Source organism: Streptomyces sp. TLI_55 (assembly GCF_900206255.1).
GTDB lineage: Bacteria > Actinomycetota > Actinomycetes > Streptomycetales > Streptomycetaceae > Streptomyces > Streptomyces aquilus.
The window spans coordinates 68,280-88,204 of sequence record NZ_OAOJ01000001.1 but is presented as its reverse complement, the minus strand read 5'-3'; the positions used below and the strand labels follow the sequence as shown (position 1 = coordinate 88,204).

General features: G+C 68.9%; 21 protein-coding genes and 1 pseudogene. 12 read left to right on the top strand and 10 right to left on the bottom strand.

What is annotated here, in order from left to right; genetic code table 11:
- Nucleotides 1-197: 197 nt before the first annotated feature.
- Together CRP56_RS00525 and CRP56_RS00505 are read left to right on the top strand one after the other, a co-directional pair.
- Entirely contained in the window at nucleotides 198-2,051 is a 1,854-nt protein-coding gene (locus tag CRP56_RS00525) for a M1 family aminopeptidase (protein WP_097259456.1), read from the top strand.
- A 502-nt stretch (nucleotides 2,052-2,553) separates the two neighbouring features.
- Complete coding sequence (locus tag CRP56_RS00505) at nucleotides 2,554-2,976, top strand: transposase (RefSeq protein ID WP_097259454.1); 423 nt, start codon at nucleotides 2,554-2,556, stop codon at nucleotides 2,974-2,976.
- Nucleotides 2,977-3,427: 451 nt separating this feature from the next.
- On the opposite strand, the gene CRP56_RS00500 is transcribed toward CRP56_RS00505, so the two are convergent.
- From CRP56_RS00500 to CRP56_RS00490, 3 genes are all read right to left on the bottom strand, one after another.
- Nucleotides 3,428-3,928 (bottom strand): allene oxide cyclase barrel-like domain-containing protein, encoded by a 501-nt coding sequence (locus CRP56_RS00500; protein WP_097259453.1) that lies wholly within the window; start codon nucleotides 3,926-3,928, stop codon nucleotides 3,428-3,430.
- A gap of 144 nt (nucleotides 3,929-4,072) precedes the next feature.
- Nucleotides 4,073-4,264 (bottom strand): hypothetical protein, encoded by a 192-nt coding sequence (locus CRP56_RS00495; RefSeq protein ID WP_097259452.1) that lies wholly within the window; start codon nucleotides 4,262-4,264, stop codon nucleotides 4,073-4,075.
- Between the two features lie 167 nt (nucleotides 4,265-4,431).
- Nucleotides 4,432-5,106, bottom strand: coding sequence for an SDR family NAD(P)-dependent oxidoreductase (locus CRP56_RS00490; protein ID WP_097259451.1), 675 nt, complete (start codon nucleotides 5,104-5,106; stop codon nucleotides 4,432-4,434).
- Nucleotides 5,107-5,404: 298 nt separating this feature from the next.
- Between CRP56_RS00490 and CRP56_RS00485 the strand changes: the two genes are divergently transcribed.
- Nucleotides 5,405-5,761, top strand: a complete 357-nt coding sequence (locus CRP56_RS00485; protein WP_257039946.1) for a hypothetical protein — start codon at nucleotides 5,405-5,407, stop codon at nucleotides 5,759-5,761.
- A gap of 22 nt (nucleotides 5,762-5,783) precedes the next feature.
- On the opposite strand, the gene CRP56_RS00480 is transcribed toward CRP56_RS00485, so the two are convergent.
- Nucleotides 5,784-6,350: a TetR/AcrR family transcriptional regulator gene (locus CRP56_RS00480; protein ID WP_097259450.1), complete on the bottom strand. Its 567-nt coding sequence runs from the start codon at nucleotides 6,348-6,350 to the stop codon at nucleotides 5,784-5,786.
- A gap of 117 nt (nucleotides 6,351-6,467) precedes the next feature.
- Here CRP56_RS00480 and CRP56_RS00475 point away from each other — a divergent pair, with 117 nt between their 5' ends.
- Nucleotides 6,468-7,367, top strand: a complete 900-nt coding sequence (locus tag CRP56_RS00475; protein ID WP_097259449.1) for an alpha/beta fold hydrolase — start codon at nucleotides 6,468-6,470, stop codon at nucleotides 7,365-7,367.
- Nucleotides 7,368-7,445: 78 nt separating this feature from the next.
- On the opposite strand, the gene CRP56_RS00470 is transcribed toward CRP56_RS00475, so the two are convergent.
- The 3 genes from CRP56_RS00470 to CRP56_RS48155 form a co-directional block, all read right to left on the bottom strand.
- Nucleotides 7,446-8,096, bottom strand: a complete 651-nt coding sequence (locus tag CRP56_RS00470; RefSeq protein ID WP_097259448.1) for a hypothetical protein — start codon at nucleotides 8,094-8,096, stop codon at nucleotides 7,446-7,448.
- Nucleotides 8,093-8,641: a SigE family RNA polymerase sigma factor gene (locus CRP56_RS00465; RefSeq protein WP_097259447.1), complete on the bottom strand. Its 549-nt coding sequence runs from the start codon at nucleotides 8,639-8,641 to the stop codon at nucleotides 8,093-8,095. Before CRP56_RS00465 ends, CRP56_RS00470 begins: the two co-directional genes overlap by 4 nt.
- A 166-nt stretch (nucleotides 8,642-8,807) precedes the next feature.
- Nucleotides 8,808-9,032 (bottom strand): transposase, encoded by a 225-nt coding sequence (locus CRP56_RS48155; RefSeq protein ID WP_373559620.1) that lies wholly within the window; start codon nucleotides 9,030-9,032, stop codon nucleotides 8,808-8,810.
- Nucleotides 9,033-9,131: 99 nt separating this feature from the next.
- On the opposite strand from CRP56_RS48155, the pseudogene CRP56_RS00450 reads away from it, so the two are divergent.
- From CRP56_RS00450 to CRP56_RS00435, 4 genes and pseudogenes are all read left to right on the top strand, one after another.
- Nucleotides 9,132-9,453 (top strand): annotated as a pseudogene (locus tag CRP56_RS00450) (hypothetical protein); the annotation flags it as partial.
- A 224-nt stretch (nucleotides 9,454-9,677) separates the two neighbouring features.
- Nucleotides 9,678-10,199 carry a DUF2690 domain-containing protein gene (locus tag CRP56_RS00445; protein WP_097259446.1) on the top strand — a complete coding sequence of 174 codons (522 nt, stop codon included), beginning with the start codon at nucleotides 9,678-9,680 and terminating at the stop codon, nucleotides 10,197-10,199.
- Complete coding sequence (locus tag CRP56_RS00440; protein ID WP_097259445.1) at nucleotides 10,190-13,189, top strand: hypothetical protein; 3,000 nt, start codon at nucleotides 10,190-10,192, stop codon at nucleotides 13,187-13,189. The genes CRP56_RS00445 and CRP56_RS00440 overlap by 10 nt, the downstream gene beginning before the upstream one ends.
- 105 nt (nucleotides 13,190-13,294) lie before the next feature.
- Complete coding sequence (locus tag CRP56_RS00435; RefSeq protein WP_097259444.1) at nucleotides 13,295-14,011, top strand: hypothetical protein; 717 nt, start codon at nucleotides 13,295-13,297, stop codon at nucleotides 14,009-14,011.
- 177 nt (nucleotides 14,012-14,188) lie between these two features.
- On the opposite strand, the gene CRP56_RS00430 is transcribed toward CRP56_RS00435, so the two are convergent.
- The gene (locus tag CRP56_RS00430) at nucleotides 14,189-14,902 is read right to left on the bottom strand and encodes an SDR family oxidoreductase (protein WP_097259443.1); all 714 of its coding nucleotides are present in this window, start codon (nucleotides 14,900-14,902) and stop codon (nucleotides 14,189-14,191) included.
- A gap of 112 nt (nucleotides 14,903-15,014) precedes the next feature.
- On the opposite strand from CRP56_RS00430, the gene CRP56_RS00425 reads away from it, so the two are divergent.
- Both CRP56_RS00425 and CRP56_RS00420 read left to right on the top strand, forming a co-directional pair.
- Nucleotides 15,015-15,563, top strand: coding sequence for a TetR/AcrR family transcriptional regulator (locus CRP56_RS00425; RefSeq protein ID WP_097259442.1), 549 nt, complete (start codon nucleotides 15,015-15,017; stop codon nucleotides 15,561-15,563).
- Between the two features lie 95 nt (nucleotides 15,564-15,658).
- The gene (locus tag CRP56_RS00420) at nucleotides 15,659-15,979 is read left to right on the top strand and encodes a hypothetical protein (RefSeq protein WP_179850909.1); all 321 of its coding nucleotides are present in this window, start codon (nucleotides 15,659-15,661) and stop codon (nucleotides 15,977-15,979) included.
- Between the two features lie 398 nt (nucleotides 15,980-16,377).
- Here CRP56_RS00420 and CRP56_RS00410 read toward each other — a convergent pair whose 3' ends face one another.
- Both CRP56_RS00410 and CRP56_RS00405 read right to left on the bottom strand, forming a co-directional pair.
- Nucleotides 16,378-17,154: a polysaccharide deacetylase family protein gene (locus CRP56_RS00410; protein WP_097259441.1), complete on the bottom strand. Its 777-nt coding sequence runs from the start codon at nucleotides 17,152-17,154 to the stop codon at nucleotides 16,378-16,380.
- A 78-nt stretch (nucleotides 17,155-17,232) separates the two neighbouring features.
- Nucleotides 17,233-17,463 (bottom strand): hypothetical protein, encoded by a 231-nt coding sequence (locus CRP56_RS00405; protein ID WP_097259440.1) that lies wholly within the window; start codon nucleotides 17,461-17,463, stop codon nucleotides 17,233-17,235.
- Nucleotides 17,464-17,628: 165 nt separating this feature from the next.
- On the opposite strand from CRP56_RS00405, the gene CRP56_RS00400 reads away from it, so the two are divergent.
- Together CRP56_RS00400 and CRP56_RS00395 are read left to right on the top strand one after the other, a co-directional pair.
- Nucleotides 17,629-18,570, top strand: a complete 942-nt coding sequence (locus CRP56_RS00400; RefSeq protein ID WP_097259439.1) for an ABC transporter ATP-binding protein — start codon at nucleotides 17,629-17,631, stop codon at nucleotides 18,568-18,570.
- Nucleotides 18,567-19,925 carry an ABC transporter permease gene (locus CRP56_RS00395; protein WP_097259438.1) on the top strand — a complete coding sequence of 453 codons (1,359 nt, stop codon included), beginning with the start codon at nucleotides 18,567-18,569 and terminating at the stop codon, nucleotides 19,923-19,925. The genes CRP56_RS00400 and CRP56_RS00395 overlap by 4 nt, the downstream gene beginning before the upstream one ends.

Below are 19,925 nucleotides of genomic sequence, written 5' to 3'. Positions count from 1 at the left end.
GGCGACTGATTCCGGCCCATCGGATCCACGCTCGGTGAATTGGCCTCCGAGTCGGTGTGCCCATCCCCATCATCCCCTCCCGTATGGCATGCTCCCGTCAATCGATGCACGCAGCCCACGGCCACCCACCGACGCACCCCAGCCGGTGGATAGCCGCCGAGCAGACCGGGATCCCGGTCGCCGCAAAGGAGTTACGCGTGAGAACCACCCCCCACAGATCCGTCGCCGCGCGCGCCCTCGCCGTCGCCGCGCTGGCCTCCGTGTCCTTGCTCCCCGTCCACCCGGCGTCCGCCGCCACCGACGCGGCCGCGGCCTGCACGCCGACCCAGGCGGTCGTCAACGGCGGCTTCGAGAGCGGCACTTCGCCCTGGACGCAGTCGTCCACGAGCGTGATCACCAGCCGTTCCGGCCAGTCCGCGCACGGCGGCACCAGCTTCGCCTGGCTCGACGGCACCGGCGGCACGCACACCGACACGCTCTCGCAGAGCGTGACGATCCCGTCCGGCTGCAGCACCGCCACCCTGTCGTTCTGGCTGCACATCGACACCGCCGAGACCACCTCGTCCACCGCCTACGACAAGCTGACGGCGAAGATCGGCAGCACCACGCTGGCGACCTGGTCGAACCTCGACAAGGCCACGGGATATGTGAAGAAGACCCTCGACGTGTCGTCGTTCGCGGGGCAGACCGTCACCCTCGCCTTCACCGGCACCGAGGACTCCAGCCTCCAGACCAGCTTCGTCCTCGACGACATCGCCCTCGACACCTCCGGCGGCACCGTCCCGCCGGCGGACTCGACACGGACGCCGGCCGCGCCCTCGTACACGGTGAACCTGAGCAGCAACACCTCCGGCACCGTCTGGACCGGCCATGAGAGCGCCACCTTCACCAACGCCTCCTCGACCGCGCTGAGCGAGGTGTACCTGCGCCTGTGGGACAACTACCACGGCACCTGCGACGCGATGCCGATCACGGTCACCAACGTCACCGGCGGTACGGCCGGTTCACTCTCCGTCGCCTGCACGGCGCTCCAGATCACCCTGCCGACACCCCTGACGCAGGGTCAGTCCGCCACGATCGGCTTCGACCTGGGCATCACCGTGCCCAGCGGCGCCGACCGGTTCGGCCATGACGGGGCGTTCAACAACATCGGCAACGCGCTGCCCGTGCTCGCGGTGAAGGACGGCTCGGGCTGGCACCTGGACCCGTACACCAACAACGGCGAGTCGTTCTACTCCCTGGCCGCCGACTTCAAGGTGACCCTGGACCACCCGAGTTCGCTCCTGGTCCCGGCCACCGGCACCTCGACGGACACCCCCGGCTCCAGCGGCCGCACCGTCACCACGGCGACCGCGACGAAGGTCCGTGACTTCGCCTGGGCTGCGGGCCCGTTCAGCAAGATCTCCGGCACCTCGGCGGCCGGGACGGCCATCAACATCTACTCCGTCTCGGGCATCAGCTCCTCCGACGCGCAGTCGATGTTGAGCACCGCCAAGACGGCCGTCGACGCACACGCCGGCCGCTTCGGGGCCTACCCCTACGGCGAGTTGGATGCGGTCATCGACAACAACTACTGGTTCGGCGGCATGGAGTACCCGGGCTTCGTCCTGGACCTCGTCAGCACCACCGCGCTCACCCACGAGATCGGCCACCAGTGGTGGTACGGCATCGTCGGCGACGACGAGTACAACAGCCCCTGGCTGGACGAAGCGTTCACCGACTACGCCACCGACCTCGCCCTCGGCAAGACCGGCGCCAACTGCTGGAACAGCGTCTCCTGGGCCTCCTCGGCGGAGAAAATAACCAACTCCATGGCCTACTGGGACGCCCACTCGTCCCGGTACTCCACCGTCGTCTACGGCTACGGCAAGTGCGCCCTGCACGATCTGCGGCGGCTGATCGGTGACACGGCGATGACCAACCTGCTGAAGAGCTACGCGAGTTCACACTGGTACGGCGTCTCTACCACCGCCGAGTTCAAGGCGGCGGCCCAGGCGGCGACCAGCACGGACCTCACGTCGTTCTGGAGCACGCACCGTATCGACGGCTGAGCCGGCGCAGGTCAGTCGACCCGGACGAGGAAGGTCAGCACCGAGGCGTCCTCCTCTGTGAGGGGGCGAGCGCGGTGTTGAACGGGCCGCCGTGAGGGGCACGGGGTCCTGGTTCGGGTGAGTTGTCCGGGGTCGGTGCATGAAGGAAGGGCCTCTTGGTAGCTCGCGGATGTCGCGTCCAGCGAAAACCAAGAGGCCCTTTTGTCGAAGTGTCGCGTGGTCGTCGCGGTCGCCGAGTCCGGTTCGTCCACTCGTGGGTGTGACTGCCTCGCCCACAGGTTCGGGAACGCCGTCGACTGGCCGCAGCGCCGGCCCCGATACGGCTCGGACATGAGCGATGCCGAGTGGGCCGTGGTGAGGGACCTGCTGCCGGTTCCGGGCTGACTTTCGGGCCGCGGCGGGCGTCCGGAGGGCTACTGCCACCGGCAGACGATCGACGCGGTGCGCTACCTCGTCGACAACGGCATCAAGTGGCGGGCGATGCCAGCGGACTTCCCGGGTCGTGGACTCGCAGCCGGTGAAGGCGGATGCCGCCGTCACCTTCGGCTCACGGGGCTTCGACGCGGGCAAGAAGATCAACGGTCGCAAGCGGCACCTGCTCACCGACACGCTCGCACTTCTCCTGGCCGTGCTGGTCACACCGGCGTCCGTGACCGACCGGGACGGCGCCCGGGCACTTCTGCCACCGGAAGCCGGCAGTTTTCGGCGGCCGGCGCGAGTCTGGGCCGACGGCGGCTACACCGGCAACCTCACCGACTGGACCGCCCAGCATCTCGGGTTCGTCCTCGCCATCGTCCGCCGCAGCGAGGACGTCCGCGGCTTCCAGCCACTGCCCCGCCGCTCGGCCGTCGAACCGCTCCTTCGCCTGGTTTCTGCGCAGCCGACGCCTGGTCAGGGACTACGAACGACGCATCTGGCTCGCTGATGTCTGCCTGGACGGACAGCGAGAACTCCGTACCCTGCCCGCCGACATGCGGTGCGATCACGCAGCAGTGTTCGCCGGACTGACCACCACCTTCACCCCGGGAGCGGTCGTGGGAAACGTCACCAGAATCAAGCTGCTGAAGAGACGGATGCACGGCCGGGCCGACTCCGACCTCCTGCGACGCTGCATCCTCCTGTCACCTTGATCAACCGGCTGACACCCCCGAATCAGCGACAGGCCCAGAACCTGAGCCAGAACCGTTGGTCGCGTACAACGCCACATCTGCGTGAAGGCGTCACCAATCCGGTCATGTCGTTGGTGTGTATGACGATGTGACAGGTGATCAGCCCTGGACGTCCCCTGACCCGTTCTTCCCTACGTACGGCTGTCCCCCAGGGGGTAACGCCGGGGAGAGGGCCGGGTTCCGGGGCCAGGCGGACGTCGGGGTCCGTCAGGCGAGGTGGATCGTGAAGCGCCTCACGATCTTGGGGCTCGTGGCGATGGTGTCGGAGTGGACCGAGCCGCGAGCCTTCTCGTACTCCTCGGTGCCGCCAGTGATCGCGCTGTCGAAGGGGCCCTGGTCGACGTAGTTGAAGTACACCCCCTGCGTGGTGAGCTGGCCGCCCGGGAGGACGTACGTCACGACGCACTGCTCCGCTTCGTCGGCGTCGCCTCGGGTGGTGGTGCAGGCGCCGTGGGTCTCGCCGACCTTGGTGTGCGCCTCGTCGAAGAGATCCGAGCGGACGACGACTTGATCGCCCTGCGAGACGCTGCCAGGGGTGACGGGGAAGCGGGTCAGCTGGACCACCTCGGCCAGGACTGTGATGATCCGGGCCTTACCCCTGGCGTGGGCGGAACCGGTGTCCGTCGCGGCGGCCACGACGGGGGTGCAGGCGAGGAAGGTGACCAGCGTGGCCGTGCCGAGGCAGGCCGCTCTGATGGGGCGCATCATGCGACTCCTGAGGTTGATATTCGGGAATGACCGGATGGCGAACTTCCATCCGATTCCGTTCGATTCCCTTCATAACCTCGACCCCGCCGCCGCACGGAGCACCCGGGCACGAACCACGGGTACATCCAGCCGGTCGGACCAAAGTCAGGCGGCGGAGCTCGGCGCGAAGCCGAACGGCAGCTTCAGGCCGACAGCGGCCAGTGACGTCAGGGCGGTGACGTTGCCGGTGGCCGCGGCTGCGGTGATCAACCGCGCCCGGTCGGTGGCGAGGAAGACCACCATGTCGGCGACCTCCTCCGGCTCGCCCAGGCGCTTGAATGCCGACAGCTGCGCCATCGGCTCGCGCACCTTGGGCGGGTCCGGGGAAAGGTGCGCGACCTGCTCGGGGGCGGCCCCGGGGGAATGCTTTCGGGGCCGTCTCCCCGGGCCAGGTGTTGATGACGAAGTGCGCGGCGTAGATACCGGGAGGCCAGGAGGCCAAGAGGACGGGTGGCTGATGGGCTTCAGAGGTTGAAGACGAGTTCGGCCTGGTCGCGCTTGGTGGTGTGCAGGTCCCAGTAGACCGGGGAGATCTCCTCGGGCTGGGCGGTCGGGAATCCGGGGATCGCCGGCGTGCCGATCGACACGTTGATGGCGATGTGCGCCGCCTGGACACCTGTGCCGTCCAGCTCCTTGTGCAGGTTGATCACCCAGTTGCGCAGCGCCGCGGCGGCGGCGTTGACGTTGGCGACCTGCGGCACGGGGTCGACGGAACCGGCGCCGGTGGTGAACAGCAGGGTGCCCGCACCGGCCTCCCGCATGGCGGGCAGCACCGCACGGGTGGCGTCGATCGCTCCGTAGAGCTGGAACTCCATCTCGTGCTGCACGTCGGCCGGTTCGGTGGCGCCCGGGGTGGTCATGACGGTCTGGAGGCCGCCGACCGGGGAGTACTCCAGGACGTCGATGCCGCCGAAATGCGTAGCTGCGTCCTTCAGTGCCTGGGTGAGGGCGGGGCGGTCGAGGACGTCGGCGGGGAAGGCGGCGGCGGTGATGCCCTCGGCGGCCAGCTCGCCGGCAAGGACTTCGAGCTTGACCCGGTTGCGGGCGATCAGTGCGACGTCGTAGCCGTGAGTGCCGTAGGTGCGGGCGATGGCGAGGCCGAGCTGAGGGCCGGCACCGACGATGGCGATGGTGGGCATGAGAGAGCCTTTCCCCGGAGGGATGGTGGGTGATGGATAGGGCTATCCGTTTCATTTCCGGAAAGCCCTATCCGGTTCACTGTCCACCGTAACACGACAATCGGATAAGGCATTCCGGTTTGCTGGTCTGACGTCATGAGCCCCCGAGACCCGCACCCCGCAGCGAGCGCTGGCGCGACTGTTTCCGCAGGTCAGTCCGAGCGCGGCGACGCGGAGCGCAACCGGGGGCGGAATCGCCACCCTCTTCCGCCACTTCCCCCGCAAGGAGGTCCTGCTCGCTGCGGTCGTCGCCGACCGTATGAGGGCGTACGTGCAGGCCACCGACGCTGCCCTGGCCGATCCGGAGGCCTGTCACGGCTTCACCGGCCACATCGAGACCGTCTGTGCGATGCAGGCCGCCGACCGCGGCTTTGCCGACATCCTGACCATGAACTTCCCGGGCGCTCCGGAGCTGGAGACCTACCACGCTCAGGCGTACGAGGGCTTCCTCGAGCTCATCGGCCGCGCCAAGACCAGCGGGCAGCTGCGCGAGGACTTCACCAGCCCCCGGCCCGCGGCCTACTGCCGGACCCGCCGGAAGACGCTGCGCTGTACGAGGCCATGCGCCGCGCCAGCCAGAGCGCCACCGCCCCCGCCGGTCGCTGGTTCAGCGTAGCGTCCACCCGGCTCGTGCTGGATCAGCTGTGCAGCCCCCGCAGCATCACCCCCAGGTAGCGGCGGCCGGAATCCAGACGCTCCTCTTGGTCATCGGCATGCACGCCTGCGGCGAAGGCGATTCCGCACATGAGAGGCAGCAGGTCGTCCCAGGTGACGACGCCCTGAACCGATCCTGCCGCCTGTGCGCGCTCCAGCAGGCGGCCGGCGAGTGCGTCCAGCGTGGCGGTGAGCTCCTGGGTGCGGGGCAGGACGCGTTCGGGGGCGGCCCGGACGAGGGTGATGGAGGGGTCGGTCAGCTGCGTCTCGAGGGTGATGCCGAGGAAGCCGGTCAGTGCACCCCAGGGGTCCTCCTCGCCCAGGGCCTGTTCCGCGCGGGCGATCAGAGCCTCCAGGCCAGGGGCCGCCACGGTCTCCATCAGGGCCTCGGTCGTCGGGAAGTGTCGGTAGGTCGTGGCCACCCCCACACCGGCGAGGCGGGCGATGTCGTTGAGCTGCAAGGGGGTTCCTTCGTCGATGAGCCGGCGGGCCACGTCGAGGATGCGCTGCCGGTTGCGGGCAGCGTCCTTGCGCATCGGTGCAGGGGTCATGTCCACAGCATAAATGGATGAGTCATCCGTTTCGTGTTACGTTGAAATGGATAGATAATCCGTTTCGATGTGACGCCGCTTCGCGCCCAGCGTCCAGCGTCCAGAGGAGAAAGCACCATGACGTTCACCGTCACCGACGTCCCGGGCCTGTCCGCCGCGTTCACCGACACCTTCACCAGCCGCACCGTCACGACCGACGAGGGCATGACCCTGCATGCCGTGGTCGGCGGCGACGGCCCGCCGCTGCTGCTCCTGCCCGGCTGGCCCCAGTTCTGGTACAGCTGGCGCCTGGTCATGCCTGCCCTCGCCGAGCACTTCACCGTCATCGCCCCCGACCTGCGCGGCATGGGCGCCAGCGACAAGCCCGCCACCGGCTACGACGCAGCTACCCCCGCCGACGACATGGCTGAGCTGATGACCGCCCTGGGACACGAACGCTTCGCCGTCGTCGGCTACGACCTCGGCATGCTGGTCGCCTACGCTCTGGCCGCAAGCCACCGCAACCGCGTCACCCACTTCGTCGGCGCCGAGTCGATCCTGCCCGGCCTTACCCCGTTCCCGCCGATGCTGACGGACCCGACCGTCAACGAGGTCATGGCGCACTTCGTCATCAACCGCCTCGCAGACCTCAATGAACGCCTGATAGCCGGCCGCGAGGAGATCTACTTCGGCCACCAGTTCGCGTCCAAGACCGCCACCCCCGGCGCCATCCCGCAGGACGCCGTGGACCTGTACGTCGACCACCTGCGCGACCCGGCCGCCCGGCACGCCAGCTTCGAGTACTACCGCACCCTCGACACCACCGCCGAGCACATCCAGCGCTGGCGCGACCAGGGCCCGCTGGCCATCCCGGTCCTGGCCATCGGCGGCCAGTACAGCACCGGCACCATGCCCGCGGACACCATGCGCCTGGTGGCCACCGACGTCACCGAACTGGTCATCCCCCAAGCCGGTCATTTCCTGCCCGAAGAAGTTCCGCAGGAGCTGACGAAGCACCTGCTGGACTTCCTGCGCTGACCCGCCCGGTCAGCACCAGTTGCGAGGTGAAGGGTCCGGCGAACCGGCTCCCTGACACAGGCGCGAGGGCGAGCGCGGTCAGTGGCTCGGAGCAGTACGACTCCACCCGACAGCGACGCCCCAGGTGACGCCCGCGTCGCCGGTGACCTCGAAGCGGGTGGCTGCAGTCGAGAAAGGCAGCTGATCGGCATTGAGCGTGCCCGAAGCGCCGGCCGAGCAGGACTCGGTGTAACTGGACGGGCCGACGGTGACGGTGACCTTGCCGCTGCCTTGGCACTCGATGCTGGTCCAGACGGTGCCCGCGTGGGGCTGGGCAGGCAGTGGGAAGTGCCCGGCCCCGGTGTGGCGGCCGGTGTCGGTCCAGACCTCGACTCCCTGATCGCGGAGCGCGGCGGCGGGGTCCTGCCACGGCATGGGGGCATCGCCTGGGATCCCGGACGGGCTCGGGGACGCGGTCGCGGCCACGCCCGCGTTCGATGCATCGCTGGGGCTCGAACCGGCCGACAGGCTGGAGAGAGCGAGCGCGGTAGCGCCGCCACCGATCAGGACGGCACCCAGGACCAGGCCCGTGACGGTCGAGCGCCTGCGCCGGATACGGCGCTTGATGATCACAGCGTCGAACTGCGGAGCGTCGGGGGTGTTCGCGACATCGTTCAAGGTATCTACCAGGTTCTGCTCGAAGGGCGTCAGGTTGGCGTCATGGAGAGCTCGCGCGGAGTGACGGGTCATGGGGCGACCTCCTCGGTCTGCTGCCGGACAGGACTGGGAAGCTGAGCGCGCAGCTTGTCCAAGCCCCGGGCGAGCTGGGAACGCACCGTGGTGGCAGAGATCCCGAGATCTGCGGCTATCTCGGCGTCCGGCATGTCGTGGAAGTACCGCAGTACGACCACCGTGCGCATGCCCATCGGTAGCTGTAGCAGCGCGCGAACGAGCTGGTCCCGGCTGTCCAAGCGGGCGTACTCGTCCGCTTGAGAACCCTCGTCCATGAGGTCCAGCCGGTTCGAACGCCGGAATCGGCGCCAGCGGTCGTTGGCCAGATTCACCATGATCCGCCGCACATAGGCTTCCGGGGACTCGGTTGCCGCGACCTTCCGCCAGCGACGGCACGCGCGCTCCAGAGTCTCTTGAACCAGGTCCTCGGCCGCCTCACGGCTGCCGGTGAGAACGTAGGCCCCGCGGAACAGCGCAGCCGACCTGTGCGCGACGAAGTCCTCGAACGCCACCTCCGGGCACTCGGCCCGCTTGTGAGGTGGCGCCGGGTCGGCACCATCCATGAACGTCTCCTTCCTCACACCCCACCTAGACGGTGCCGCCCCGGCATCTGCTGCATGAGGGTGACGAGACGTGGATCACACGGAGTCGCCGCTGATGGCGCTGTCATTTCTCGGGTTCTGGTCCACCTTCTGGCCTCGTGGCCGTTTCGGGTGTGGCACCGGTTGATCAAGGTGACAGGAGGATGCGGCGTCGTAGGAGGTCGAAGTTGGCCCGGCCGTACATCTGTCTCTTCAGCAGCTTGATTCTGGTGACGTTGCCTTCCACCACTCCCGAGGTGAGGCTGGTGGCCGGCGCGGCGAGTACGGCGGCGCGGTCGGGGCGTATGCCGGCGGCCAGGGTGTGGAGTTCGGGACTGCTGCAGGGTCCGCAAGGACGTCGTGCGGGTCGCACGAAGCCGTGAGTCCGGCGTCACCCTGGAACAGATCGCCGCCGATATCGGCGTCCACCCGGCCTCGTTGTCGAAGTGGATCCGACGCGCGGAGGCCGAGGATCATCGGGACGGGCAGGTCCGCGGTCGGCACGCTCGTCGAGCGCGGCAGCAGGTCCACGCTCCTGGTCCATCGGCCGCGGCTCGGGGACTGGGGCGAGAGACCGTACGTCAAGAACGGGCCCTCGCTCGGCGGATACGAGGCCGCCGCGATGAACGCCCCACTGACGGAAGCGTCGATGGTCCGCCGAAGACCTCGAAGCAGTCGCGTTCGCACTCAACAACCGGCCCCGCAAGATCCTGGGCTGGAAGACAAGATCGGCCGCTGCGAAACTCGGGGCAGCTCGCTTCTTCCATAGCCAGTTACCGCTGTTGGCGGATGCACACGGCGCCCGGATGCTCCCGTGGGCGATGAAGCTTGGGCGGCCCTTGGGGAGAGCTTGGTTGTTCATGACGGGCTCTGACGAGGACTCTGTGACGGTCGCGTGATCAAGCACTCCGATGCGCGACAGCAATGGGGGGCGGGAGCGTCGCGCACGTGTGAGTCGATGGCGAAACCGCCGCCACCGCAGGGGATTTGACCACATCCACGAGTGCAAAGGACGGTCATGGTCAGGCGAAGACACCCATCCGGCTTCCGCTTCCGGCTCGCTCCTTCGCTCAGAGCCCTGCTGCTGGCCCTCACCCTGGCCGGCGGCTCGGTGTTCGTCTCGTCGGGCCCGGCGTCGGCCGCCGGCTGCAAAGGAGCGGAGTGCACCGGCCAGAACCCGGCGACGATGGGCTGCGACAGCGACGCCCGGCTCCTGGAAGAGATCGACGAGACGGACCACTCCCTGCGGTTCTACTACTCGGGCACCTGTGACGCCTCGTGGGCGTATGTGACCGTCGATCCGACGTCGGACATCATTCCGCAGGCCGCCAACATCTTCTACGTCCCCCAACTCGGCGGCAGCGAGGCGTCGTTGTCCGCCGGATACGTGGACCAGGACGACGTGGCCAAGGCGACGCCCATGGTGGGCGGCGACGCGATGGCGAAGGGATGCTCCGCCGACGACGGCCCGGCATTCGACCCGGCTCCGGAGACCTGGAAGCAGCAAGGGACAGCGGGGGAGTGCACCCAATGGCACTGACGAGGATTCCACGCACCGCACGCACCCGCCGGACCGCCAGGACCGCCGTGCTGTCCTGCGCGGCACTGGCCGCGGGTCTGCTACCCACCTCGGGAGTGACCGCGGCCGCCGCGACACCGGCGCCCGCGACGCGCAGCGACGGCAGACTGTTCACCTCGCCCGACCGGGCGCTCGGCGACGGCTGGCGGACGTCCTCCGACCGGGCGGTCGTCGGGACCGGCGACTCCGCGGGCTTCCACATCCTGGTGGCCGACGAGTCGCAGTCCTTCCGCTACCGGGAGGTGGCCGACCTCACCGAGGAGGGGCTCGACGGCATCGGCCCGTGGACCGGATACGTCTGCACCACCGGCTCCGGCCGGTACGCGGCCGCCGTCTACGCCCCGTCCATGGCGGCCAACAAACCCGCCTTGATGCAGCACGGCGCCTTCGCCGCCGTGGTGGATCTCGCGACCGGACGGGTCACCCGCTCGGTCACCGGTGTGCAGCTCGCCTACTTCTCCCCGGGCTGCGGACAGAGCGACACCGTCACTTTCACCCGCAGCGCCGTCGGTGACACGGCGCACGGGTCCACCGAACTCTTCGACGTCGATGCCGCGACCGGCAGAACGGTCCAACACGCCACGGTCAAGGGCCAGTTCACCAATCCGCTGCCGACCGTCGGCGGCGACTTCGGCGTGTTGAACGGGCGGCTCGTCAAGGCCGCCGCCGACGGCACGACCAGCACGCTCACCAAGCTCCCGGGACGTCTGTTCGGGCTCGCTCCGAGTGCCGGCGGGACCGTCGACGTGGCCGTCGTCTCGAACGGCAGGGACGAACTGCACCGCTGGAACGGCCGGAAGCTGACGAAACTGGGCACCGCACCGCTCGGACAACTCGGCATCTTCCCGCGTCGCGGCGGCGACTTGGTCGCAGGCAAGGTGTCCGGCATCGACACCGCCGCCGCGCCCGGCCTGGTCAAGGAGGACGCCCCCGGCAAGCCCCTCGCCGCCTCCCGGCAGGGTCATCTGCTCACCACCTCGGTGGCCTCGGAGGAACTCAAGGGCATCACCTCGAAGATCGGCGCCACCGGCGGAGAGGGCGCCGGGCTCATCGGCCTACAGGCCCTCGCCACCGCCAGCGACACCACGTCGACCACGCAGGTGACAACCGAGGCGACCGCCGCCGACACCACCGACGACACGGAGCCCGACGTCGACGGCCAGCCGGAGAAGGACGCCCTCGCGCAGTCCGGGATCACCCCGAGCGACCCCAACCCCCAGTCGCACTACTCCAACTGCCTGGTCAAGCGCAACAACGTCCACGCCCAGGCGCTCCAGCCGAGCCCCAACATGGTCGAGTGGGCCGTCGACCAGGCCGTCCACGGCGACTTGAACATCACCCGGCCGTCGAACTATCTCGGCACCGGAAGCGCCGCCTACAACCCGCAGTCGCTGTTCCCGCGCGTCGCGCTCACCGGCGGCGGCACCGTCCCGGCCCAGGTCATGCTCGGCATCCTCGCCCAGGAGTCCAACTTCAAGCAGGCGTCCTGGCATTCGGTGCCCGGTGACGGCGGCAACCCGCTGCTCGGCGACTACTACGGCAACGGCGACAGCATCCACTACTACCCCAACGGCGGGGCCGCCGACTGCGGTTACGGCATCGCCCAGGTCACCACGGGCATGAACGAGGCCAAGCCGAACCCGTACGAGCCCACCGAGGCGTACGCCATCGCCACCGACTACGCGGCCAACATCGCCGCCGGTGTGCAGATCCTGAGTCAGACGTGGAACCAGCTCAAGAGCCAGGGCATGAACGTCAACACCGGCAACCCCGCCTACATCGAGAACTGGTTCATGGCGCTGTGGGGCTACAACAGCGGCGTCTACACCGACTCCTCGCAGAACGGCGGCCACACGGGTCTGGGCTGGTTCAACAACCCGGCCAACCCCGACTACCCGGCCGACCGTGCCCCGTTCCTGCGCGACTCGTACGACGACGCCTCCCACCCGGCGGACTGGCCGTACGAGGAAAAGATCATGGGCTGGATCGAGACCCCGCAGCTGACCTACAACAGCCAGCCGTCCTACGCCCTGCCCCAGTTCCCCACCGGCGGCACCAGCCCGGCCGGCAAGCTCAATCTGAACCTGAACTACCGCGCCTACTGCGACAGTTCCAACAACTGCGACCCCGGCACCGCCTCCGGCAGCGATCCGTGCCCGGCCGAGAACGAGACCTGCTGGTTCCACGGCTCGGTCAACTGGGGCGCCGGCCAGGACAGCACCGACGGCTCCTCCGAGAACCTCGTCCACGCGCTCGGCAGCAGTGAGCCGGCGCTGAAGCGGCAGTACGACGCCGGCCCCTGCAACAACGCCCCCGCCGGTCTGCTCGTCGATGACCTGCCCGACCCCGACGACAACACCCAGGGCTGCACCGAATCACAGTCGGCCGAAGGGAAGTTCACCCTGCAACTCGGGGACAACTTCACTTACGACCGCAGCGACGGCACCTGGCGCGCCACCGGCGACATCGCGCCGATAGACCTGCACCAACTCGGCGCCGGATACGACGGACACGCCTGGTTCACCCACGGCTACGCCGGCGGCACCGGCAGCGCCGCCAACCTGTGGCACAAGGTCACCGCGACCTGGACCCCGAACCCGTCGCGGATGTCCGAGTCCGGCACCACCGGTCTGCTCTACGACATCTTCGTCCACCTGCCCAACCACGGCGCCCAGGCCATCGTCCCGTACACCGTCCACGTCGGCATGAACACCGCCGGCGTGGCCGCCACCCGCACCTGCAGCGTCAACCAGGCCACCAGGAGCAACGGCAAGGACGTGTGGGTCGAACTCGGCACCGTGCGGATGTGGCAGGGCGGCAACCTCCAGGCCGACAACACCAGCCGCTCCGACTACACGGGCGACCTGGACATCGCCTACGACGCCGTCGTCTTCTCCGCGACCACGACGGCCTCCAGCACGGGCATCTGCTTCCACGACGCGATGCCCTGACTCGCCGCACACCACGGCACGGCGGTGCGCCGCACGGCCCGGAAACGGCCGGGCGCACCGGCGCACCGCCTCGCACACCTGCCCTCGCAACGGAGCCCCACGTCCATGAAGTTCCCCCACACCCTGGCGGCGGCGCTGGCCGTCTGCGCCCTCCTCGCCGGCTGCTCCTCGCAAGCCGGCTCCTCACCGGGCTCCGCCTCCTCGACGTCACCCGGTCCGGGGGAGGGCGAGGTCACGCCCTCCGTCACGGCCGCGATCACCCCCTCGGCCACGGCCACCGCCGATCTCGACGACTGGCCCACCGAACCCGCGACCGCCGACAAGCTCCCCGCCGGCATTCACAGCACCGCTTTCGCGCAGGGGTACTCCGGCGCAGCCTTCCTGGCCCGGCTGACGAAGCGGTGGAACATCACGTTGAGCGCGAAGAAGAAGAACGACTTCAAGGCGAACGACGCCTGGCCCGCCGTGTGGATCTCCTCCGGTTCCACCCACCCCACGCCTGGCACGAAGGTGAGCATCGCCGTCGTGTGGAGCCTGGACGGCGACCTGGAGTCCCTCACCTGCACGGCCGACCGGAAGGCCACCGGCCGCGCCGAGTTCCTGCGGCAGTGTGCCGAACTGGACCACCCGGGCGCACACCCGCAGGCGGCGGCGAGCTGGCTCCAGCGGACGACACCGGCCGTGGACAAGGCGTTTGCCCAGGCCAACAAGCCCATCGGCAGTGCCCTTCACCGCTCCGGCCGGGCCGCGACCTACCTGCAGGAGTACGGCACGAGCGAGAACGCGGCGACGTACGCGCTCCGGATCTTCGGCACGGCCTGACAAGCCACCGAACACTGAACGTTTTCAGTGCGACCGCTGATCGGGCGACGGGGCGGTGTCTCGCGGAGCGACTCGCCCCCAGGCAAGGTTGACAGTGTGTGGATCACGGCAGGGATGAGGTCGGGTGAGCTGATGGCGGGGCTCGCCGTCCGCGTTCGCGGCCGTCCGCCGGCGGCGTTACGCCTGTACGGCGAGGGTGCCGGACAGCCCCTGCTTGACCAGCCGGGTGTACTCGTCGGCCAGGATCTCCGGGGCGTCCTGCTCGATCGCGCGCAGCGCCTGCGCGGCGACGTCGGCGGGGTCGGCCTTCCCCTCGGGCGGCAACACGGCGGTCATGTCGGTGTCCATGAGACCGACGTACAGAGCGGAGACCGAGATACCGCGGGGGGCGAGCTCCTCGCGCGCCGCGTTGCTCATGGCCCAGGCGGCGGCCTTGGAGGCGGCGTAGGAACCAGCCAGGGCGGCGGTGGAGGAACCAGCCTCAACGGCGTGCATCCAGGCGACCACGGAGACGATGTTCAGCACGGCACCGCCGCCGTTGCCCTCGATGATCGGGGCGAACGTTCGTGTCATGGCGAGGGGGCCGAAGAAGTTCGTGTCCATCTCGGTGTGCAGGTGCTCCATGCTGCCGCCGATCAGCGGGTTGGCCCGCGCGACACCGGCGTTGTTGATCAAGAGCGTCACGTCCGAGGCGATGCGGGCGGCCGCGCGCACCGACTTCTCGTCCGTCACGTCCAGGCGCAGCGGGGTGACACCCTCCAGATCCACCGTCTCGGGGCGGCGCGCCGCGGCGTAGACCGTGGCGCCGCTGTTCACGAGCTGCTGCGCGAGATGGCGTCCCAGCCCGCGGTTGGCGCCGGTCACCAGCGCGACAGATCCCTTGAGTTCCATGATCACTCCTTGCCGAGGCAGACCTGCCGGGCCGCCCGCACAAATAGATTATTGGCAACATCTAAACACGCTCTATGATAGATGTCGAATGTCATCCAGAGGGAGACGGACGATGGGTCGCGTGTCACAAGCGCAAGCACAGGAGAACCGGCAGCGCGTCGTGCGGGCTGCCGCGGAACTCTTCCGGGAACGCGGGCCGCAGGTCGGCGTCGTCGACCTCATGAAGGAGGCGGGGCTCACGCACGGAGGGTTCTACAAGCAGTTCGCCTCCAAGGAAGCCCTCTTCGAGGAGGCCGTGACGCAGGCCTTCGAGGATGCCGCCGGACAGGCGTACCGGCAGACTGCCGCCGAGGGCGGGCTCAGTGATGAAGCGATCGCCGCCTACCTGTCCGTCGAGCACCGCGATGCAGTCGCCGAGGGCTGCCCGGTGGCAGCGCTCGCCACTGACATCGCACGGGGACACGGCGGGTCTGCCGTCCAGGACCAGTACAACGATGGCGTTGCCCAGCTCGCACAGCTCTTGGCTACCGACGAGGATGACGGGCTGAGCCGGATGTGCACGATGGTGGGAGCTCTGATCCTGGCCAGAGCGACCAGGGACACGGAGCTGTCTCAGGCGATTCTCACCGCCGCTCGCGCCACACTGAGCACGTCCGGTTGATACGGGCAGCCTTTGCCTCAACGGGGTCCACTGAACCTCAGCATCACTGCAAAAGTCCACCACGTGATCTGCGGGACCTGCTCCGAGCGCACTCGATGATGATCAGCGACACGGTTCTGTACGGCGCCGTCCGCAAAACCGCCGCCACCCTGCGCCCCGGCACCGTCCTGCTCCACCTGGGCGCCGTCCAGTTCCCTCTCACCGGCCCTGTCCGCTACTCCATGACCGCCGCTGACGCGCTCGACCTGTGCGAGACCATCCGTCCCACGACGATCCATCCCGTCCACTACGAAGGCTGGCAGCACTTCCGCGAAGGCCCGGAAGCCCTCACCACGAAACTGCGGGCCCTGCCCCCGGAGCACAGCAAGTCATTCACCTGGCTGCCCCGGGGCACCCCGCACCTCACCACCGTCTGACCACGAACAGAGCCTTGAGCCATTGCCGTAGGCCAACGGCACTTCAACACGCAGAACCAACGGGCTGGTAAGTCCCGGTCGAACGGGACACTGGCAGCCTGACCCTCGTACCAAGCGGCCGGCGAGGTCGCCGCCCGGGTCATCGGCCAGTACCACCGTGGCCTTGATCCGTTTGGCCACCGGCTCCCGGTGCAGCTCGATGCTGCGGTAGACGGCCATGACGATCTCCTCTGCGCCGCCTGCCAGCGAGTGAACCCGGCGCGCGTCCCGCGCCGCCCCCAGCCGTCTACCAGCGAATTCCCAACGACTCCCAGGCTGCCGTCGTTCGGCGGAACCGGTGGCCGCTCCTCCCGTGGTGGCGAGGGACGCATGAGGCGGACGCTTCGCAAGTCAGACAGTCACTTGTAGATCTTGCCGGGCTCGGCCTTGGCCGGAGCGAGCAGCTGGGAGACGGTCACGAAGGTGTAGCCCTGCTTGCTGAGCGCCGTCAGGATGGAAGGCATGGCCGGCACGGTTCCCTTGTGCAGCGGGTGGAGCAGGATGATCCCGTCGCGGCCGGCGCCGTCGAGCACGCGCTTGGTGATCAGAGCGGAGTCGTCCGTCTCGTAGTCCTTCGCGGTCACCGTCCACAGCACCTGCGCCATCCCCAGTTCTTTCGCGACCTTGGAGACGCGGTCGTCGGTGCGGCCCTGAGGCGGGCGCATCAGCGTCGGCTCGCTGCCGGTGATGCCGGAGATGGCCCGTGCCGTGCGGCGCAGCTCGTCGCGGATCTGCGCATCGGAGACATCAGTCAGCACCGCGTGCGTCCAGGTGTGGTCCCCGATCTCGTGGCCATCCTTGGCGATCCGCCGCACCACATCCGGGAACTTGTGGATGCGCCGGCCCTCAAGGAAGAACGTCGACGGCGCCTTGTACTGCTTCAGGAGGTCCATCAACCGGTCGGTGGGTTCGCCAGGGTTGCCGTCGAAGGTGAGCGCGATGCACTTGACCTTCCGGCAGTCCACCTGCCCCGACATTACGCCTGCTCCAGACGCGGCCCGGTCACGCTCCTCGCTCGGGGAGAGCGTCTCCATCTTGTTCGCCTGGATGACCATGGCGACGGTCACGGTCACGGCGGCCACCACGGCCAGGGTCAGGAGTATGAGCAGGCGAGGCCGCCTCTTCAGGATCTTCACCTCAAGGAGAAGATTTCAGCGACGGAAGGGTTGCCCAGCGGCCTCGACTGTGAGGTAGAACACGTGTGTGCCGCGCTTTCAAGCGAGCCGCGGCGCGACCTCGGCTGCGATCCGCTCCAGCGCCTCTTCGGCGTGCTCGGCCGCCGACGGTGGCGCTGATGTGCCGCGCGCGGGGCAACGGCCCGCAGCCGCAGCCGCCGCCGGACGGGCCACCTCGGCTTGCGCCTGCGCGAGTTCCTTGCCCAACTGCTCGCCCTGGTCCGTCAGCATGACCCGCCGCTGAGCCACCCACGTCAGCACCGCAGCCACCCGCCCCCTCTCCCGCCCCTTGCCCGCTTCTGGGCCGATGCGAGTGCTTCGTACTCATGTACTTGCCAATCACTTGACGATCCGTTCCCTGGACGTTCAACCCCGGTGCCTCGCCTGCGCTGTGTGGCGTCCCTAGGTTTCCTGGAGGTTTGGGAAGAGGGGACTATGGACGCACTTCTCGCGGTCCGGGCGCGTGGGATCAACAAGTGTTTCGGCGATGTCGTGGCACTCGACGGCGTCGACCTCGATGTGACGCAGGGACAGATCCACGGCCTGGTGGGACCCAACGGCGCGGGCAAGACGACACTGCTCGGTCTTCTGCTGGGTCTGGCCGTCGCCGACGGCGGCCGGCTGGAGATCCTCGGGACGCCGGTGGAGCGGGCGCTCGCCGTTCCCGACAGGGTCGCCGGCTTCGTGGACGGCCCCGGACTCTACCCCTCCCTCACCGCCCGGCAGAACCTCGCCGCGCTGGCCCGACTCCGGGGCCACGACGCGCGGACGGCGGGAATCGACGAGGTGCTCGACCAGGTGGGGCTCACCGACGTCGCCGACGACAAGGCCCGCGGCTTCTCCCTCGGCATGCGGCAACGGCTCGGTCTGGCCGCCGCCCTGCTCACCAAGCCCCGGCTGCTGGTGCTCGACGAACCCTCCAACGGCCTCGACCCGTCCGGCAAAAGACATGTGCACCGGGTTCTGACCCGGCTCGCCGCGGACGGCACCAGTGTGGTCGTCTCCAGTCACCGGATGGACGACCTCGAGGCGCTGTGCTCCGAGGTGACCATCCTCGCCACCGGACGGGTCGTCTTCTCCGGGCCGCTGAACAAGCTGGCCACCGAGAACCGCGAACTCGACTACCGGGTGCGCACCTCCGATCCGCTGGCCGCGCGCCGACTGGCCGACGACACGGACGGGATCAGGGTCGTCGAGGACACCGGGATGCGGCAGGACGCCGAGGTGCTGGTGGTACGAGCCCTGGTGCCCGCGCTCGACGAACTGGTGGCGCACCTCGTGCGGTCGGGTGTCGCGGTACGCGAACTGGCGCCCGTCGTCTCGCCGTTGGAGGCCGCCTTCCTCGCCCTCACCGAGCGGCAGGAGGACGGCCGATGACCACGGCCATGGCCGAAGACAGCGTTGCCATCGTCCGCCGTGTGCCGCTGTCGCGCGGCTACCGCTTCGAGTTGGTGAAACTGGTCTCGCAGTGGCGGATCCGGCTGCTGGTCCTCGCCTGCTGGATCGCGCCGGCGCTCTTCGTGGCCGGGGTGAGCCGGCAGAGCACCCTGCCGTCCGACACGCTGTTCGGCCGCTGGATGCATGCCACGGGGTGGGCCGGGCCACTGGTGATGCTCGGTTTCGCGGGCACCTGGGCACTGCCGCTGCTGACGTCGGTGGTCGCCGGTGACGTGTTCGCCGCCGAGGACCGGCTGGGGACCTGGCGGCATCTGCTGGTGGCGGTCCGCTCACCCCGCCGGATCTTCGTGGCGAAGTCGCTGGCCAGCCTCACCGTCATCCTGCTGCTGGTGGCCGGGCTCGTCTGCTCCAGCGTGATCGGCGGACTGACGTCGGTCGGCAACCAGCCGCTGGTCGGCCTCGACGGCCATCTGCTGACACCGGGCGACGCGGCCGGCCGGGTCCTGCTGGCGTGGCTGTGCGCGCTCGCCCCGACCCTGGCTCTCGCCGCGATCGGCCTGCTCGGGTCGGTGGCCCTGGGGCGCTCCCCGATGGGCCTGCTGCTGCCGCCGCTGGTCGCCCTCGGCATGCAGGTCGCGCAGATGCTGCCCCTGCCGGTCGCCGTACGCCTCGCCCTTCCGGGCTACGCCTTCATCTCCTGGAACGGCCTGTTCACCAGCCCGGCCCAGCTCGGCCCGCTGCTGATCGGCGTCACGGTCAGCCTGGTGTGGGCCGTGCTGGCGACGGCGCTGGCCTATCTGCTGTTCCTGCGGCGGGACTTCACCAACCTGGCCTACGACGGTGCCGGTCGCCGGGCCCTCACGCTCGGTCTGCTGCCGCTGGCCGCCCTCACCGCCGCCACCGTCGCCGTGGTCGCCGTGGCGACGCCCTCCATGGGCTCCGGCATCGAGCAGGACAAGGTCCAGCGTTCAGTGGCCACCGCCTTCGCCCACCTCTACCGGCTGCAGACCCGGCAGTTGCACCGCCCCGCCGTCACGGAGGCGAAGCTGCGGACCACGGCCGCGTGCACCAAGAGCGACGGCCAGGGCGCTCAAGAAGGCGCGGGCAACGACTGGCGCTGCGTCGTGACCTGGCATCTCCCCGACGTCGCGGTGGCCGGTACGGCCATATACCAGCTCGACGTCGCCTCAGACGGGCGGTTCGTGGCCGACGGCGACGGACCGAAGGAAGTCAACGGTTACTTCCTCGTCCGTACCCCCACCGGGGACGCCCCGAACCCCCTTTGGCAGTTCGACGGCAACGTCGAACTGCTCGACACCACCTCGAAGGGATAA